Origin of the sequence: Streptomyces sp. NPDC047982 (genome assembly GCF_043204165.1) — a bacterium.
Lineage (GTDB): Bacteria > Actinomycetota > Actinomycetes > Streptomycetales > Streptomycetaceae > Streptomyces.
This window is the reverse complement of record NZ_JBIDBS010000008.1, coordinates 61,037-77,487: the sequence shown is the minus strand read 5'-3', so window position 1 is coordinate 77,487 and position 16,451 is coordinate 61,037. Positions and strand designations below refer to the sequence as shown.

13 protein-coding genes are annotated in these 16,451 nt (G+C 70.9%); 4 read left to right on the top strand and 9 right to left on the bottom strand.

Annotated features, from left to right (window positions below; genetic code table 11):
• The first annotated feature begins 354 nt into the window (after positions 1-354).
• A complete protein-coding gene (locus ACGF2V_RS12385; RefSeq protein ID WP_362625584.1) occupies positions 355-1,158 on the top strand; it encodes an SGNH/GDSL hydrolase family protein in 804 nt (267 codons plus the stop codon).
• Positions 1,159-1,586: 428 nt separating this feature from the next.
• On the opposite strand, the gene ACGF2V_RS12380 is transcribed toward ACGF2V_RS12385, so the two are convergent.
• Positions 1,587-2,423 carry a methyltransferase domain-containing protein gene (locus tag ACGF2V_RS12380; RefSeq protein WP_362707599.1) on the bottom strand — a complete coding sequence of 279 codons (837 nt, stop codon included), beginning with the start codon at positions 2,421-2,423 and terminating at the stop codon, positions 1,587-1,589.
• Between the two features lie 545 nt (positions 2,424-2,968).
• Here ACGF2V_RS12380 and ACGF2V_RS12375 point away from each other — a divergent pair.
• Positions 2,969-4,786, top strand: a complete 1,818-nt coding sequence (locus ACGF2V_RS12375) for a prolyl oligopeptidase family serine peptidase (RefSeq protein WP_362707693.1) — start codon at positions 2,969-2,971, stop codon at positions 4,784-4,786.
• Positions 4,787-5,278: 492 nt separating this feature from the next.
• Positions 5,279-6,277 (top strand): SURF1 family protein, encoded by a 999-nt coding sequence (locus tag ACGF2V_RS12370; protein ID WP_362707602.1) that lies wholly within the window; start codon positions 5,279-5,281, stop codon positions 6,275-6,277.
• 255 nt (positions 6,278-6,532) lie between these two features.
• Here the strand turns inward: ACGF2V_RS12370 and ACGF2V_RS12365 are convergent, their stop codons facing one another.
• From ACGF2V_RS12365 to ACGF2V_RS12335, 7 genes are all read right to left on the bottom strand, one after another.
• Entirely contained in the window at positions 6,533-8,026 is a 1,494-nt protein-coding gene (locus tag ACGF2V_RS12365) for a hypothetical protein (RefSeq protein ID WP_362707604.1), read from the bottom strand.
• A gap of 209 nt (positions 8,027-8,235) precedes the next feature.
• Positions 8,236-8,820 (bottom strand): SigE family RNA polymerase sigma factor, encoded by a 585-nt coding sequence (locus tag ACGF2V_RS12360; protein ID WP_362625642.1) that lies wholly within the window; start codon positions 8,818-8,820, stop codon positions 8,236-8,238.
• 414 nt (positions 8,821-9,234) lie between these two features.
• Positions 9,235-10,299 (bottom strand): aspartate-semialdehyde dehydrogenase, encoded by a 1,065-nt coding sequence (locus ACGF2V_RS12355; protein ID WP_362707607.1) that lies wholly within the window; start codon positions 10,297-10,299, stop codon positions 9,235-9,237.
• A complete protein-coding gene (locus ACGF2V_RS12350) occupies positions 10,296-11,567 on the bottom strand; it encodes an aspartate kinase (RefSeq protein WP_362625594.1) in 1,272 nt (423 codons plus the stop codon). The genes ACGF2V_RS12355 and ACGF2V_RS12350 overlap by 4 nt, the downstream gene beginning before the upstream one ends.
• Before the next feature lie 429 nt (positions 11,568-11,996).
• The gene (locus ACGF2V_RS12345) at positions 11,997-12,656 is read right to left on the bottom strand and encodes a DUF5063 domain-containing protein (protein ID WP_362707610.1); all 660 of its coding nucleotides are present in this window, start codon (positions 12,654-12,656) and stop codon (positions 11,997-11,999) included.
• A 119-nt stretch (positions 12,657-12,775) separates the two neighbouring features.
• The gene (gene recR / locus ACGF2V_RS12340) at positions 12,776-13,375 is read right to left on the bottom strand and encodes a recombination mediator RecR (RefSeq protein WP_073788246.1); all 600 of its coding nucleotides are present in this window, start codon (positions 13,373-13,375) and stop codon (positions 12,776-12,778) included.
• A gap of 562 nt (positions 13,376-13,937) precedes the next feature.
• Positions 13,938-14,273: a YbaB/EbfC family nucleoid-associated protein gene (locus ACGF2V_RS12335; protein ID WP_362625599.1), complete on the bottom strand. Its 336-nt coding sequence runs from the start codon at positions 14,271-14,273 to the stop codon at positions 13,938-13,940.
• A 358-nt stretch (positions 14,274-14,631) separates the two neighbouring features.
• Between ACGF2V_RS12335 and ACGF2V_RS12330 the strand changes: the two genes are divergently transcribed.
• The gene (locus ACGF2V_RS12330; RefSeq protein ID WP_362707613.1) at positions 14,632-15,429 is read left to right on the top strand and encodes an SLATT domain-containing protein; all 798 of its coding nucleotides are present in this window, start codon (positions 14,632-14,634) and stop codon (positions 15,427-15,429) included.
• Positions 15,430-15,562: 133 nt separating this feature from the next.
• Here ACGF2V_RS12330 and ACGF2V_RS12325 read toward each other — a convergent pair whose 3' ends face one another.
• Positions 15,563-16,213: a hypothetical protein gene (locus ACGF2V_RS12325; protein ID WP_362707696.1), complete on the bottom strand. Its 651-nt coding sequence runs from the start codon at positions 16,211-16,213 to the stop codon at positions 15,563-15,565.
• Between the last annotated feature and the right edge of the window lie 238 nt (positions 16,214-16,451).

The window sequence follows — 16,451 nt, the reverse complement described above, 5'->3', positions numbered from 1 at the left end:
TCGCGTCTCTCACCGTTCGGGCTCGGGCCCTGCCGCTCGGCTTCTGCCGCTCGGGCCCTGCCCCACGCTGGCGCCCGATCTCGGCACCCAATCCTGGCGCCCGTTCCCCGGCGCCCGTGCGCCCTTCACGGTGGCGCGGCGGATGGTTCGGCGGCATCGGCAAGTGAGCCGAAAAACACCTTCCTCACGTGCGGTCAGAGGTTTATCTACGCGCGGAGCTCGCACGCCCGAACGATCATTCGGGCATATCAGACCAGTTCTTGCCCAGCTATTACCGGCCAATACCCAGAGCTGTTAGAAACATGGCGCTCCATCACCCCCCACCCATCCCCACACTTCGGAGGGCTGACAGCCATGTCAGTACGGAGACTCTGGGCGTCCGCTTCCACTTTGGTCCTTGCCGCCGCTGCCGCTCTGGGCGTCGCCCAGCCTGCCTCGGCGAACTCCGCTGCCGCCGGTGGCTACGTCGCTCTCGGCGACTCGTACTCCTCCGGCGTCGGCGCGGGAAGCTATCTTTCCGACAGCGGCGACTGCCGTCGCAGCACCAAGTCCTATCCCTATCTCTGGGCCGCCGCCAACTCGCCCTCCTCATTTGCTTTCGTCGCCTGTTCGGGCGCCACGACGAGCTCCGTGGCGAGCACCCAACTGGGCGCGCTCAACTCGTCCACCGGCCTGGTCAGCGTCACTGCGGGCGGCAACGACGTGGGCTTCGCCAATGTCATGCAGGACTGCGTGCTGTCCAGCGAGGCCACCTGCCTGAGCAGTGTGAGCGCAGCCGTGTCCCAGGTGCAGAACTCCCTGCCCTCACGTCTGAGTTCGCTCTACGGCTCCATCACGTCCCGTGCGCCTCAGGCCCATGTCGTGGTGCTGGGTTACCCGCGCTTCTACAAGCTGAGCGGCAGCTGCGTCGCCGGGCTCTCCGAGAAGAAGCGAGCGGCCATCAACGACGCGTCCGACATCCTGAACGGGGTCATAGCCAAGCAGGCGGCCAACGCCGGGTTCACGTACTCCAGCGTGGTGGACGAGTTCACCGGGCACGAGCTGTGCTCCGGCGACGCATGGCTCCACAGTGTGTCGGTTCCGGTCTACAACTCGTACCACCCCAAGGCGGCCGGTCAGTCGAGCGGCTACCTTCCGGCTTTCCGTTCGGCGGCGTAGTACGCGGCCGAACGCCGAAAAGCCGAACGCCGAAAAGCCGAAGGCCGAAAGGCCAAGGGCGAACGCAGGGCGAAGAAATCGCGCACAGCGACCACATGCGCTTGAGTGCTGCGGGCGGGCCGGCCGGAAGCATGAGCCTCCGGCCGGCCCGCCGTGCGTTGCGACCTGAGCCTCGTACGGGTGCGGACGGCGGCATGACTGTCACGCCGAGCGGGCCCGTGTGCTCAACGGCCCCGCCGGGACCGGAAGACCGGCGGCGAGCAGGCGGGAAGGGCAAGGAGCACAAGGGGAGCCGGCGGGAGCGCAAGGAGCAAAAGGGGAGCCGGCGGGAGCGCAAGGAGGGGAAGGAGCAGAGGGGGCCGACGGGGAGCAGACGGGAACGGAAAGGAGCGGAAGGGAGCGGAAGGGAGCCGACGGGGACGATCTCGTCAGGAATCGGCCGGGCGCGACGCCTTGATCGAGTACATCAACGGAATTCGCGGACGGTCGGCGGGGAAACGATAGAAGCCGTCGTCCTGCCGCTCCAGCGCCGCGAACCGGGCGAAGAGCGAGTGGTCGTGCTCGTGCAGGAACTCGATCCGCAGACCCGTCGCGGCCAGTGCCGACACCACATCACCGATCGGGTGCTGCCATTCGACGCTGCGGTTGTGAACGGTCGGCGCGTCGAAGTCCGCGTACGTGCCCGGTGTTTCGTCCACCCATGCGTCGCGGCAGAAGTAGTCGTGGACGATCTCCCTGCCGGTCGCGTCGTCGAGGCAGTCCGTGAGCGGGTGGAATTCCGCGAGGTAGAGGAAGCCGCCGGGCGCGACGAGCGACGCGGCGACCTCGGCCCAACGCCTGGTGTCCGGCAGCCAGTTCAGTGCGCCGGTGCCGGTGTAGACGATGTCGTACGACGAGTCCGGGACGGCCTGGGCGGCGTCGTGGACGTCGGCGGTGACGAACGCCGCCTGTTCCTCGGTGATTCCGACCTCGCGGGCCAGGCGGCGCGCCGTCTCGACGGCCGGCTCCGAGAAGTCCAGACCGACGACGCGCGCCGCGCCGTGCCGGGCCCAGGAAAGGGTGTCCACTCCGATATGGCACTGCAGATGAAGCAGTGACTTGCCCGTGACGTCACCGACCTCCGCGCGCTCGAAGTCACGCAGGGCGTCCTTGCCCGCGCGGAAGGAGTCGAGTTCGTAGAAGTCGCTCACGGCGTGGATGGGGACCCGTTCGTCCCAGCGCGCGCGGTTGGCCTGACGCCAGTCGGCGGGGGTCTCTGCATACATGCCGGGGAGGTTATCCACAGGCTGAGGACGAGGCGAACGAATTGTCGGCGTTCCGGCGCAGAATGGGGACCATGACTGAGATCACTGGCTCGACGTCCTCCACTGCGCGGGCGGCCGCCTCCGCGCCCACGACCGAGTCCGGACAGGCGTCCGCGGCCGAGCACGGGCCGACACCCCCGGCCGGGCCGGGGCGTGCATCCGCGACCGAGGCTCCCGCAGCGAGGGCCGGGGCGCCCGTGACGGAGTCCGAGGCTCCCGTAGCAGGGTCCGAGAACGCAGTCGCCGACGGGGCCGGGACCGCAGCCGCCGACGGGGCCGGGACCGCAGCCGCCGACGGGGCCGGGACCGCGGTCGGCGACGGGGCCGGGGAGGAGACGGTCGGCGACGGGGCCGGGGAGGAGACGGTCGGCGACGGGGCCGGAGCGGGTGCGGTCGACGACGGGAACAAGGAGGCGGCGGGTGCGTCCGTGCCGGTGTGGGAGCAGCGCTTTCGTGCGCCCAGGGTGTCGTTGCCCGACTGGGCGGAGGACGCGCCGGACCGCGCGCTGTTCGTCTCCAACGCGACGGGGACGTACGAGCTGTACGCGTGGGACCGCACCACCGGTGAGCAGCGCCAGGTCACCGACCGGCCGAACGGGACGACGGAAGGCGTGCTGACGCCGGACGGCGAGTCGGTCTGGTGGTTCAGCGACACCGACGGGGACGAGTTCGGGGTGTGGATGCGTCAGCCGTTCCACCGCGTCGACGGCGAGGAGCCCGTGGACGAGCCGGCGGCGCCCGGTCTCGGCCCCTCGTACCCGGCGGGGCTCGCGATCGGGCGGGACGGCACGGCGGCGATCGGCCGCTCGACCGACGAGGACGGCACGACGATCCATGTCGTGCGCCCCGGGGCCGCTCCGGTCGAGATCTACCGCCATCGCGAGTCGGCGGGCGTCGGTGATCTCAGCCATGACGGGACGCTGATCGCTCTGGAGCACACCGAGCACGGCGACGCGATGCACTCCGCGCTGCGCGTGGTACGGCTGGACGGGTCCACGGTCGCGGAGCTGGACGACACGGAGGGCGGCACGAAGGAGCTGGGGCTGTCCGTGCTCGGCTTCGCCCCCGTCGCCGGTGACAACAGGCTGTTGGTCGGGCATCAGCGCCGCGGGCGCTGGGAGCCGATGATCTGGGATCCGGTGACGGGCACGGAGACGGACCTCGCGATCGATCTGCCGGGCGATGTGAGCGCCGAGTGGTATCCGGACGCCTCCGCGCTCCTGGTCGTGCACGGGTTCGAGGCCCGCAGCGACCTGTGGCGGTACGAACCGGGGGCGGGCGAGCCTCCTGTCCGGGTGGAGACCCCCGCGGGCTCGGTCTCGGGTGCCACGGCCCGGCCGGACGGCACCGTGGAGTATCTGTGGTCGTCGGCCGCGCAGCCGCCCGTCATCCGGTCGACCTCGGGGGCGGTGGTGCTCGATCCGCCCGGCCCCAAGGCCCCGGCGTCCGTGCCGGTGGAGGACGTGTGGGTGGACGGGCCCGGGGGCCGGGTCCACGCGCTCGTGCAGCGGCCCGCCGCACCGGCCGAAGGGCCGTTCCCCACGGTGTTCGAGATCCACGGAGGGCCCACCTGGCACGACAGCGACGCCTTCGCGTCCGGCCCCGCCGCGTGGGTGGACCACGGCTACGCGGTCGTCCGCGTCAACTACCGGGGTTCCACCGGGTACGGCCGCGCCTGGACTGACGCGCTCAAGCACCGGGTCGGCCTGATCGAGCTGGAGGACATCGCCGCGGTGCGGGAGTGGGCGGTGGCTTCGGGGCTCGCCGACCCGGCGAAGCTGGTTCTGGCCGGTGGCTCCTGGGGTGGGTACCTGACCCTGCTGGGGCTCGGCACCCAGCCGGACGCCTGGACGGTGGGCCTGGCGGCCGTCCCGGTCGCCGACTACGTCACGGCCTACCACGACGAAATGGAGGACCTGAAGGCGCTGGACCGCACCTTGCTGGGCGGCACGCCGGAGGAGGTTCCCGAACGCTTCGCGGCCTCGTCCCCGCTGACGTACGTCGACTCCGTCCGGGCGCCGGTCTACATCTCTGCGGGTGTCAACGACCCGCGCTGCCCGATCCGGCAGATCGAGAACTACGTGGACCGGCTGAAGGGGCGTGACGCCGTGCACGAGGTCTACCGGTACGACGCGGGCCACGGTTCGCTCGTCGTGGAGGAGCGGATCAAGCAGGTTCGCCTGGAGCTCGACTTCGCCCGACGCCACCTGACCACGGATGCCCCTGCCCCTGCCCCTGCCCCTGCCCCTGCCCCTGCCCCTGCCCCTGCCCCTGCTGACGCTCCCCCGTCCGGCGTCGCCTCCGCGTTCGTGCCCGGCATCTGAGGGAGGAACGGCGCCCTGGAAGCAGAGGCGGAGGCCGAGTGCCCACGCCGGGCGGCGGGAACGGCGCACATACGCGGAACGCGGGATTGCGGAACTCGGAACTCGGAACGCGGGATGCGGGACATGTAGCCGGCCCACGGTCCGGCGGGGCCTGCACCAGACCGTGGGCCGGCGAAGGAACAGTACGTACGCGGGGCCGTGCCCGGAGCGGACCGGGACGGGATGGTACGGCGCGAGGTGCTGGAGGGCCCGGTCACGTACGGCGCGGGCGCGGGCCACATACGGCGCGGGCCCATGCGGGAACGGCGCCGGCCAGAGGCGGAGGACGGGGGCAGCGCGGGTCGTACGACGAGGTGGTGAGGTGTGCCGAGGTGAGGTGCGGCGGCACTGGGTGCAGGCGTAGGACGTAGGCCGGGCGGGAGCATGAGCCGGAGTGGGCCATAGGCGGTACCCCGCGCCGGGAAGCCGGAGCGGGGACCGTACCTTTGAGGGGTGTACCGGTTCCTGCTGACCCCACGATGGTGGGGGATCAACCTGTTCGTCGCGCTGGCCATCCCTTTCTGCGTCTTCATGGGCACCTGGCAGCTCGGCCGCTTCGAGGACCGTGTGCAGACGCACAACGCCGCCGAGAAGCAGCCCGCCCCGGGGACCAGGGACGCGAAGCCGATCGACGACCTGCTGCCCGTCGACACGGAGACCTCCGGCCGTCCCGCCACCGCCACCGGCCGGTACGCCGACCAGTTCCTTGTGCCGGAACGGCAGTTGGACGGCAAGGACGGCTTCTACGTCCTGAACATGCTCCGTACGGACAGCGGCAAGGCTCTGCCGGTGGTGCGCGGCTGGTTGCCGGGCAAGCCCGGCGACACCGCCGTTCCGGCCGCGCCGACCGGCACGGTCACGGTAACCGGCGACCTCCAGGCGTCGGAGAACGCCGGCACCGCAGGGGCCCATGCCACGGGCGGACTCCCGGACGGCCAGCTCGGCATCATCGGCGCCGCGTCTCTCGTCAACCTCGTCCCGTACGACGTCTACGACGCGTGGGTGACGCTCCAGGACACCGGTGGTACCGGCGGGCTGCGGCCCGTACCGGCCACCGTGCCGCAGGGCACCGGGCTGGACCTGAAGGCGTTCCAGAACCTCGGCTACACCGGTGAGTGGTTCGTCTTCGCCGGGTTCGTGCTCTTCATGTGGTTCCGGCTGATCCGCCGCGAGGCCGAAGCGGCGCGCGATCTGGAGCTGGGGCTCGTCGCGAACGCGGAAGCCGAGGCGGACGCGGACGCGGAGGGGACCGCGAACACGGCCAGGGCCACGCAGGCGGACGCCGAGGCGAATCCGGGTGCCGATGCGGACACGGGGGCCGATGCGGACACGGGAGCCGACGCGGACACGGGAGCGCGCGAAGGCGTGGGGGTGGGCGCACGCGCCGCAGGCCCCGCCGACAAGGACGTGCAACCCGGGACCGGGACCGACGCGAAGACCAGCGGCGCCTGAAACCGTCCGTGTGCCCCCGAACGCGCTTACCCGTCGCCGCGCACCTCTCCGCGCGCCCCATACGCGCGTACCCGACGTCGCCGCGCACCCATCGCGTGTACACATCCGTACATGCCCGTCCGCATGCACCTGGCCTGGGACCCGGGCTTCAGAGGGCGTAGCCGCACGTGGATCATGCGCGCCGGTGAACGTGTGGGCGCGCGGGCAGGCGGAGGCGACGTGGGACACGCGGACGCTCGGGCGCGTGCCCACCCGTCACGTCGTGGGGGGCAGCACCCCGGTCCGGTAGATCGTGCCCGCGCAGGCGTTGGCGATCCTCGTCTCCGCGACCGGCGCTCCCGCCTCCGGCGTGTGCGTCACGGCGATGCTGCCGTCCTGCACCCCGCCGTCCTCGCCGCCGAGCTGCGCGGCCGTCGCCACGGCCTCGTCGCCGGAACCCGTACCCGTGCTCGGACCGGCGCCGGCCACGGTGCCGCCGCCCGTCCCGCCCGTGGCACCCGCGCCCTCCGTCGGTGTCGGGCTCGGCGAGCTCCCGGTCGTCGGACAGGTGTCCCTCGGTACCCAGGCGAACCTGACCTCGTACGCCATGGACGGCTTGAGCGCCACGACATCCTGCTCCTGCGAGGGATCGGGCAGCCCGACCGCCGCATCGCCCGCGGCGTGCCGCACGATCGTGATCTTGGCCGGGTCCGCCGCCCCCAGCGCCTGGAAGCCCACGCTTCCGCTGCCGCTCACCGAACACTCCGTGTCGGAGACGTTGGCGATCCGGAATGTGCCGTACACGGTGCCGTCGGCGCCCGCCAAACCCGTCTGGGCCAAGGCGATACCGAGTTGCCCCGCGTCACAGGCCGGCGGGGAGGACGCCAAGGAGGCGGCCGGATCGGAGACTCCCCCGGCCAGGTGTCCATCGGTGCCGTGGCCACCACTGCCGGACGGGCTGCTCGTGCTCGCAGGACGGTCCGGATCCCCGTCGTCCTGCCCGGCGGTGCCACCGCCGGGGTCCTTCCCGCTGCCTCCCGAGCCGCTCTCCGTACCGTTGCCGCCCTGCGCCTGTTCACCGTGCCCGGCTATCGCGGGGTCGGCCGTGTTCGAGCCGTCGGAGTTCGCGACGTGGACGAAGGCGGGAATCGCGGTGCCGATGAGCAGTGCCGCCGCCGCCATTCCGACGACGGCCTGCCGCCGCCTTGCGCGGCGGGCGGGCACCGCCCGGCGCAGATGGCCGAGGACGCCTTCGCCGGGCTCGATGTGCTGGACCGCCCCGTGCAACATGCGGCGCAGCGCGACCTCGTCCAGGAAGTCCGGCTCGTCCGGGCCGTCGTCGCCGCGCCGCGAACCCGAGCCCACGACCGTCACGGAACCCGGCCGCGTACCGTCGCCACCGCCCGCACCGATGCCTCGGCCCGATTCCGCCTCGCCCACGCCCCGGCCGAAGTCCACCTCCGCGCCAGGGCTCATGTCCGCCCGTGCATGAGCCCGTACCTCGGCACCCGCGCCCTCGGCACCCGCGCCCTCGGCACCCGCGCCCTCGGCACCCGCGCCCTCGGGACCCGCGTTCTGCGGACTCACGGCTTCGCCACCCGCGCCCTCGCGGCTCGCGTCCTCGTGCGCCCGCGCCTCGGGAATCACACCCTCGTGCGACCGCGCCTCGGGGGTCGCGTCGCCGTGCGCCGTCGCCCACGCGTCCATGCCGGGGTCCGCGTCCGGTGTCCCGTCCGGGGCCGCGACGCCTTCCCGCCCGTCGTTCACCATTGCGTTTCCAGTCCGGTCGGTCCCGGGCTCCCGCCCGCTTCCGCTCTCTCGGCCGCCCTCGCGTCCACCCTGCCGGCCACCATCGACACCGTCGCGACCCATGTCGTCGGCATCGTCGTTGCGGCTCATGTCGCCACCGCCGATGCCGTCCTGACAGCCGTCACCATCGCCAATGCCGTACCCATCGCCATTCGCGCCGTCGCGCCGACTCATCCCTGTGCCTCCATCACGACGCGCAGCGCCGCGATCCCGCGCGACCCGTAGGCCTTGACCGACCCCAGGGATATCCCCAGCGTCTCGGCCACCTGAGCCTCCGTCATGTCAGCGAAGTAGCGCAGTACCAGCACCTCCCGCTGGCGTCGCTGCAGCCCGCGCATCGCCTTGATCAGGGCGTCCCGCTCCAACTGGTCGTACGCCCCCTCCTCCGCGCTCGCCATGTCCGGCATGGGCTTGGAGAGAAGCTTCAGCCCGAGGATGCGACGGCGCAGCGCGGAACGCGACAGGTTGACGACGGTCTGGCGCAGATACGCCAGGGTCTTCTCGGGGTCCCGCACGCGGTTGCGCGCCGAGTGCACGCGGATGAACGCCTCCTGCACCACGTCCTCGCAGGACGCGGTGTCGTCGAGGAGCAGCGCCGCGAGGCCGAGCAGCGAACGGTAGTGGGCGCGGTAGGTCTCGGTGAGGTGGTCGACGGTGGTTCCTGCCGCCACGCCCTCCTCAGCGCCCTCGCGCTGCGATGGCAGCGGTTTCGTGGGACGCGGGCGTGCGGCGGGCATGGGCGCGATCACCGGCATGCCGCCGGGCCCGCGGGGCCGCCTGAGCGGACGCACCGAAGTTCCGCGCAGGGGGCCCACCGCTGTGATGTCGAGAACCTCTGCCACGCCAGTTGGACACGTTTCCCCCCGTCAGGGTTGTACGCGCGCGACACCGCGTTCGACGCGGTGCGACATGCCCTCATACGTACCCGCTCTTCCCCAAATGCCCCGAATATGCGCCCCGTCGTGCAGGAAGTCACCGCATAGACGTGCACGTACCGGCCGACGGTTGCAGCAGGCCGAAAGCCCATCGTCGGACACCTCGACACCCCAGCTCAAGAGATTCAGAATTTCAACTTGCTCACAGGGCATTCACAGATTGCACAAATCAGCTTCGACCAGGCTTGATCAGACACAACGCAAGACGTGATCGGGCAGGGGCGAAAGCCGTGATCAGGCACGGGGAAATTCGGCGGCCACCGATTCGGCGATCTGCGCCACGTTCAGCGCGGCCCCCTTGCGGAGGTTGTCGCCGCAGACGAACAGCTCCAGCGCGCGGGGGTCGTCCAGGGAGCGGCGCACGCGCCCGACCCATGTCGGGTCGGTGCCGACGACGTCGGACGGCGTCGGGAAGTCCCCTTCCCCCGCACTGTCGTACAGCACCACGCCCGGGGCCGTCGCCAGGATCTCGTGGGCCCGGTCGACCGCGACCTCGTTCTCGAACCGCGCGTGCACGGACATCGAGTGCGTCGCGACGACCGGTACGTACACACAGGTCGCCGCGACCCGCAGGTCCGACAGGTCCAGGATCTTGCGGCACTCCTCGCGGATCGCGAGTTCCTCCGACGACCAGCCGTCGCCGGCCTCGGTCCCGGCCCAGGGGACCACGTTGAGGGCCACCGGTGCGGCGAAGGGCCCGCCCTCAGCGTCCCCCACGGCCCGGCGCACGTCCCCGGGCTTCGTGCCCAGTTCGGTGCCGGCCACGAGCGACAGCTGTTCGCGCAGCGCGGCCACCCCTTCGCGACCAGCGCCGCTCACCGCCTGGTACGAGGAGACGACCAGTTCCCGCACCCCGAACTCGGCGTGCAGCGCACCGACCGCGACGATCAGCGAGAGCGTCGTGCAATTCGGGCTCGCGACGATGCCGCGCGGCCTGATCCGTGCGGCGTGCGGGTTGATCTCGGGCACGACCAGCGGAACGTCCGCGTCCAGCCGGAACGCGGCGGAGTCGTCGACGACGACCACGCCCTTGGCCGCGGCGACGGGCGCCCACTGCGCGGACACGTGGTCGGGCACCAGGAAGAGCGCCACGTCGATGCCGTCGAAGACGTCCTCGGCCAGCGGAAGGACCTCGCTCTCCTCGCCGCGGACGACCAGCTTGCGGCCGGCCGAGCGCGGCGAGGCGACGAGTCTCACCTCGCCCCAGACATCCGCGTGCTGCGAGAGGATCTGCAGCATGACACCGCCGATCGCCCCGGTCGCTCCGACGACCGCGAGCGAGGGGCGGTGGGCGGTCATCGGCCGGTGCCCCCGTAGACGACGGCCTCGTCGGAGTCGCTGTCGAGGCCGAAGGCAGTGTGTACGGCGCGCACGGCCTCGTTGACGTCGTCGGCACGGGTGACGACCGAGATACGGATCTCGGATGTCGAGATCAGCTCGATGTTCACACCGGCGTCGGACAGCGCCTCGAAGAAGCCGGCCGTGACCCCGGGGTTGGTCTTCATACCGGCGCCGACCAGGGAGATCTTCGCGATCTGGTCGTCGTAGCGCAGCGACTCGAAGCCGATGGTGCCGCGGTTGCGCTCCAGGGCGTCGATCGCCTTGCGGCCCTCGGCCTTCGGCAGCGTGAACGAGATGTCGGTCAGACCGGTCGACGCGGCGGAGACGTTCTGCACCACCATGTCGATGTTGATCTCCGCGTTCGCGATCGTGCGGAAGATCGCGGCGGCCTCGCCCGGCTTGTCGGGCACACCGACGACAGTGACCTTGGCCTCGGAGACGTCATGGGCGACTCCGGAGATGATCGCGTGCTCCACCTTCTGGTCCCCTTGCGGCTCGTTGCTGACCCAGGTCCCGCGCAGCCCGGAGAAGGACGAGCGGACGTGGATCGGGATGTTGTAGCGGCGTGCGTACTCCACGCACCGGTGCAGCAGCACCTTGGAACCGGACGCGGCCAGCTCCAGCATGTCCTCGAAGGAGATCCAGTCGATCTTCCGGGCCTTCTTCACGACCCTCGGGTCGGCGGTGAAGACACCGTCCACATCGGTGTAGATCTCGCAGACCTCGGCGTCCAGCGCGGCGGCGAGCGCCACCGCGGTGGTGTCGGACCCGCCCCGGCCGAGGGTGGTGATGTCCTTCTTGTCCTGGGACACACCCTGGAACCCCGCGACGATCGCGATGTTCCCCTCGTCCAGCGCCGTACGGATACGCCCCGGCGTCACATCGATGATGCGCGCTTTGTTGTGGACCGAGTCGGTGATGACGCCCGCCTGGCTGCCCGTGAACGACTGGGCCTCGTGGCCCAGGTTTTTGATCGCCATCGCCAGCAGGGCCATGGAGATCCGCTCTCCCGCGGTCAGCAGCATGTCGAACTCGCGCCCGGCGGGTATCGGGGATACCTGCGCGGCGAGATCGATCAACTCGTCCGTCGTGTCGCCCATCGCGGACACCACGACAACCACCTGGTTGCCGCTCTTCTTGGCATCGACGATTCGCTTGGCGACGCGCTTGATGCCCTCGGCATCGGCTACGGAGGAGCCTCCGTACTTCTGCACGACAAGGCCCACGTGCGCTCCTCGCTCGGTCCGTTACTGCGGTCGACTCAGTTTAACGAGCGGCCCGAAAACGCCCCGCCCATACCACATGCTGAGATGTCCTGCTCAGCACGTGATCATCGGCGTGTCGTTCCACACCGCTCGTACGGGCTGCTGCCCGCCGATCGAAGCCGCACTCCCGCGTGTGGCCCACCCCACACGCGGTGGGCCGGACCGCGCCCCGTGAGGCGCCCTCTCCAGCGTGGACCGGAACCCACCCGCCCGCCTGTCGGAGGCTCCCGCAGGACGAAGGCCCTCGCCCGTCGGGCGATGACGGGGGAGGGATGGCAGAGAAGGGGCCAGGACGGGGCGCGACGGGGCGGAGAGCGGGCAGGGCGAGCGAGAAGGGACGAGGAGGAGCAGGGAAGGAGCGGGGAGGAGAGCGCAGGGCGTCGTCGCCCGTTACTGCACCGGCCGCAGCCCCAGCGGGCCCGCGATCTCCTCCGCCATCACCCGGCCCGCCTCCTCGGCGAGTTCCTCGTCGACGGTCTCCGAGTCCGTGTCCAGGCCGTCCAGCTCCTGAAGGGGCTGGTTGAGGCGGATGTGAGCGATCAGGGACTGGAGGGCGCGCAGCGCGGCGGACGCGGTGGAGCCCCAGTTGGAGAAGTACGAGAACTGCCACCACCACAGGGCCTCGGTGACGCGGTTCTCCTCGTAGTGGGCCAAGCCGTGGCGCAGATCGGTGACGAGGTCGGCCAGGTCGTCCGAGATGCGGGACGGGACCGGCGCCTTGCGGGGCTCGTACGGGTCGAAGACCTCGGAGTAGACGTCGATCGGCTCCAGGAGGACGGCGAACCGCTCGCGCAGCCCGTCGGCGTCCGGCTCCGCGCCCAGGTCCGGCTCGTAGCGCTCCTCGGGGACGATGTCCTCGTACGCGCCGAGCCGTCCGCCCGCCAGCAGCAACTGGGAGATCTGAAGCAGCAGGACGGGAACGGCTTCCTCGGGCTCCTCGACCTTCGACACCTCGGTGACCGCGACGATGAACGTCTTGATCTGGTCGGCGATCTGGACAGCGAAATCGCCCGGGTCCTGCGTGACGGAGTTCAGCGTGGCGTCAGACATCGAGGGGACCTCCCGTGGGCACGGTCACGAACGGTGAGTAGAACATAGCGTCGCTGAACGTAGAAACACCGCCCGTCGCGACAGCGGCCACCATCGGTACATCGGGTGACATGAAAGCGTCACACATCGAGCAGGCGCCTCCCCTCGAAGGCGCGGCCCAGGGTGACCTCGTCCGCGTACTCCAGGTCGCCGCCCACTGGAAGACCGCTGGCCAGTCTGGTGACCCGCAGGCCCATCGGCTTGACCATCCGTGCCAGGTACGTCGCAGTGGCCTCGCCCTCGAGGTTGGGGTCGGTCGCCAGGATCAGCTCCGTGACCGTGCCGTCGGCGAGACGGGCGAGCAGTTCACGGATGCGCAGATCGTCCGGGCCGACGCCCTCGATCGGGCTGATCGCGCCGCCGAGCACGTGGTACCTGCCCCGGAACTCGCGGGTCCGCTCGATCGCGACGACGTCCTTCGGCTCTTCGACCACGCAGATGACCGCCTGGTCACGACGTGCGTCCCGGCAGATGTTGCACTGCTCCTGCTGGGCGACATTGCCGCAGACCGAGCAGAACCGGACCTTGTCCTTGACCTCCAGGAGGGCATGGGCGAGGCGGCGCACATCGGTCGGTTCGGCCTGCAGGATGTGAAAGGCGATCCGCTGCGCGCTCTTGGGACCGACGCCGGGCAGCCTGCCCAGTTCGTCGATGAGATCCTGAACCACGCCTTCGTACAACGGAAACGCCTTCCTCTTTACTGATCACCGCCCCTGGACGGGCTCGTCCTGCTCCCGCCTCCGGACGGGCCGCTCCCGCCTCCGGACGGGCCGCGGGCGGGTGGCCCGCGGGCGACGGGCCGAGGGCCGTACGCCGCGGACGGCGCACGAAGGGCGGTCCCTCGCGTGCGATGGGCTATGAATACAACTTACGAGTTCGGACCACCGGTCAGAAGGCCCACAGCCGGCCGAACGGCGACCGGGAAGCCTCCGGGCCGTGCCGGTGCGACGACCGGGCAGCGTCCTGGACACGCCCGGACAACCACCCGGAGACGGTCGGAGCAGGCCCGACCGAGTCCCCGAAGGGGTCGAACTGCGCCCCGGAGCGCGTCGGACGACGGCCCGGAGGCGGCTCGGACCGGCCCCGAACGACAACCGGGGAAACGATCGGCGTGGGCCACAGCCCGTGCGACGGCAGCTCGAACTCGTTGGGCTCGCGGACGTCGATGATCTCGATCGCCGGGAGACGGCCGGGCCGACCAAGTGCGACGGCCCGGACGTGGTCAGCGACGACCGGAGGTGGTCAGAAGGGGAGACCGGGCATGCCGCCCAGTCCCTGGGCGAGTGGGCCCAGCTTCTGCTGCTGGATCTGCTGCGCGTTCTCGTTCGCCGCCTGGACCGCGGCGACGACGAGGTCCGCGAGCGTCTCGGTGTCCTCCGGGTCGACGGCCTTCGGGTCGATCACCAGGGCGCGGAGCTCGCCGGAGCCGGTCACGGTCGCCTTCACCAGACCGCCCCCTGCCTGGCCCTCGACCTCGGTCCTGGCCAGCTCCTCCTGAGCCGCGGCAAGGTCCTGCTGCATCTTCTGGGCTTGTTGCAGCAACTGCTGCATGTTGGGCTGACCCGCACCGGGAATCACGGTCACTCCTGGCAATTCGACGACAACATGTTTCGGATATGTCGAGCCTACGTGGTCACCGCACAGCACGCTTCACCCGCTGGCGAGCAACTCTTTCGAGTGAGTTTGAGTCAGCGCCGATATGACGCCCATACCTGATCACAGGCCCCACATGCCCGGGCGTAACGCCGTTTCGACCCCGCGGCCCACCATTCGGCGGTAGGAAGGGCATGCGCGTCAGGACACACGGGCGCGCCGCCCGTCACGCAAAGTTACGTAAGCGGGACAGTCGGCCGCGCCGGAGAGCAGTGATCAGCCCACCGCCGAAACCACCGCCGCACATCAGGCGTCATTAAGCAGAATGCAGAGGAGTACCCCGGTGAGTCAGCCGGAGATGCAGCCCGAAGGACCCCGCAACGAGTCCGGTTCGGCCGGCTCGGCCGGTTCCTCCGGTTCGGGCTCCGGCGCACGTGGCCGGGTCGCGCGGGGCCGGGGCGGGGACCTGACCGGTACGCCGTTCCCGCTCGGCGACTGGGGTGAACCCGCCGAACGTCTCGACGAGCTGTACCGCTGGGTCGAGGCGGAGGCACTGCACACCGCCGACTGGTACCTGAGCGACCGGATCTGGAAGCGCCGTGCGGCCAGGACGCTGCGGATCGGTACGGCCGCCGGGGCGGTCGCCGGGGCCGCCCTGCCCCTGCTCGACCTCACCGGGGCGCTCGCCGGGGCGGCGGGGTGGGGCTATCTGTCGCTGCTGCTGGGGGCCGCGTGCATGGCGTGCGACCGGTACTTCGGCCTCACATCGGGCTGGATAAGGAGTCTCGCCACCGCCCAAGCCGTGCAGCGCCGCCTCCAGGTGCTCCAGTTCGACTGGGCCTCGGAGTCCGTACGGGAGGTGCTGGGCCCGACCGAGGGGACGGCCAGCGAGGCGGCAGAGCGCTGCCTCGGGGTGCTGCGGCGGTTCTCGGAGGACGTCACGGAACTGGTCCGGACCGAGACCGCGGACTGGATGGTGGAGTTCCGGGCCGGTCCGGCCCCGATGGGGCTCCAGGCCCTGTCGTCCGGCGGCGCGGGCGGCGGGCGTACGGAGCACGGCGCGCAGCCGGGGCGGTTCCCGATGCAGACGATCGCCCGGCCGAACATGCCGCGGCAGCGGCCCCCGGAGTCCCCGCGGTGAGACCACCGCGGGGAGCCGGAGGGACCCGGCCGGGCAGCACGTTTCGGGCCACGGACCCCGCAAGGCCGTCCGGACGCCGGTTCGGGCGCGGGGAACAGCCACCCCTGTACAGCCGCCTGTGGGCGGGGAACGGTCAGCTGAAGACGATCATCGACCCCTGGGCGAGGCTGCGGGTGGTGGCCGCGTGCAGGCCCAGCCAGACATGCCTCTCACGGGCGAACGGAGCGTTGTCGTAAGGAATCGGGCCCGCCGGTTCCTCCAGCTCGGTCGGTGCGGCGGGCGGCAGTGGTGCGGCCGGCGGGTTCGCCGGGTCGATGCCGAGGGACGGGGCGACGAACTCCAGCTCCCTCAGCAGCCCGTGGCTGGAGCCGAGAGGGCCGCCGCCCGCGAGCAGGTCGTCGTCGGAGAGCGGCGCGGCGAAGTCCAGCGGAACGTAGGCCCCCGCGTGGTCGTAGTGCCAGACCAGATGGGACTGCCGGGCCGTCGCCCCGAACATCTCCAGCAACTGCTCGTAGTCCCCACCGAGTTCGTCGACGGGTGTGACGGCGAGGCCGCTGAGCCTGAGCAGATAGGCGCGGCGCAGGAGGTGCAGGGCGTCGTAGTCGAAACCCGCGACCGGGGCCACGTCACCGGTCAGGCCCGGCATGTACGCGTACACGGGGACGGGCGGCAGTCCGGCGTCGCCCAGAACCTTGTCGTAGGCGGCGATCTCTTCGGCGAACGGGTTGTCGGGGCTGTGGCACAGCACATCGACGAGGGGGACCAGCCACAGGTCACAGGCCACGAAGTCTCGCTCTCCCACAGGTGCGCATCGGAATATTCACAACAGTCGGAACAGCGTAATGCGGGCGGCACGTCGCGCACAGTGCCCGGTCCGCCAGAAGGAGCCGGAGAGGCGGCCTGACGTCCACCGCTGACGGGTCGGCAGGAGTCACGGCATGTCGCCTGACGGTACGCAGGACCGACGGATGTCGGACTGGCGGGAGCGCAGGACCGACTGACGTCGGCCTGGACGGCCTCAG

Bases quoted from the DNA above. Each gene is read 5' to 3' on its own strand.
- ACGF2V_RS12385 (WP_362625584.1), top strand. From the start codon at position 355: ATGTCAGTACGGAGACTCTGGGCGTCCGCTTCCACTTTGGTCCTTGCC.
- ACGF2V_RS12380 (WP_362707599.1), bottom strand. From the start codon at position 2,423: ATGTATGCAGAGACCCCCGCCGACTGGCGTCAGGCCAACCGCGCGCGC.
- ACGF2V_RS12365 (WP_362707604.1), bottom strand. From the start codon at position 8,026: ATGGTGAACGACGGGCGGGAAGGCGTCGCGGCCCCGGACGGGACACCG.
- ACGF2V_RS12360 (WP_362625642.1), bottom strand. From the start codon at position 8,820: ATGCCGGTGATCGCGCCCATGCCCGCCGCACGCCCGCGTCCCACGAAA.
- ACGF2V_RS12355 (WP_362707607.1), bottom strand. From the start codon at position 10,299: ATGACCGCCCACCGCCCCTCGCTCGCGGTCGTCGGAGCGACCGGGGCG.
- ACGF2V_RS12345 (WP_362707610.1), bottom strand. From the start codon at position 12,656: ATGTCTGACGCCACGCTGAACTCCGTCACGCAGGACCCGGGCGATTTC.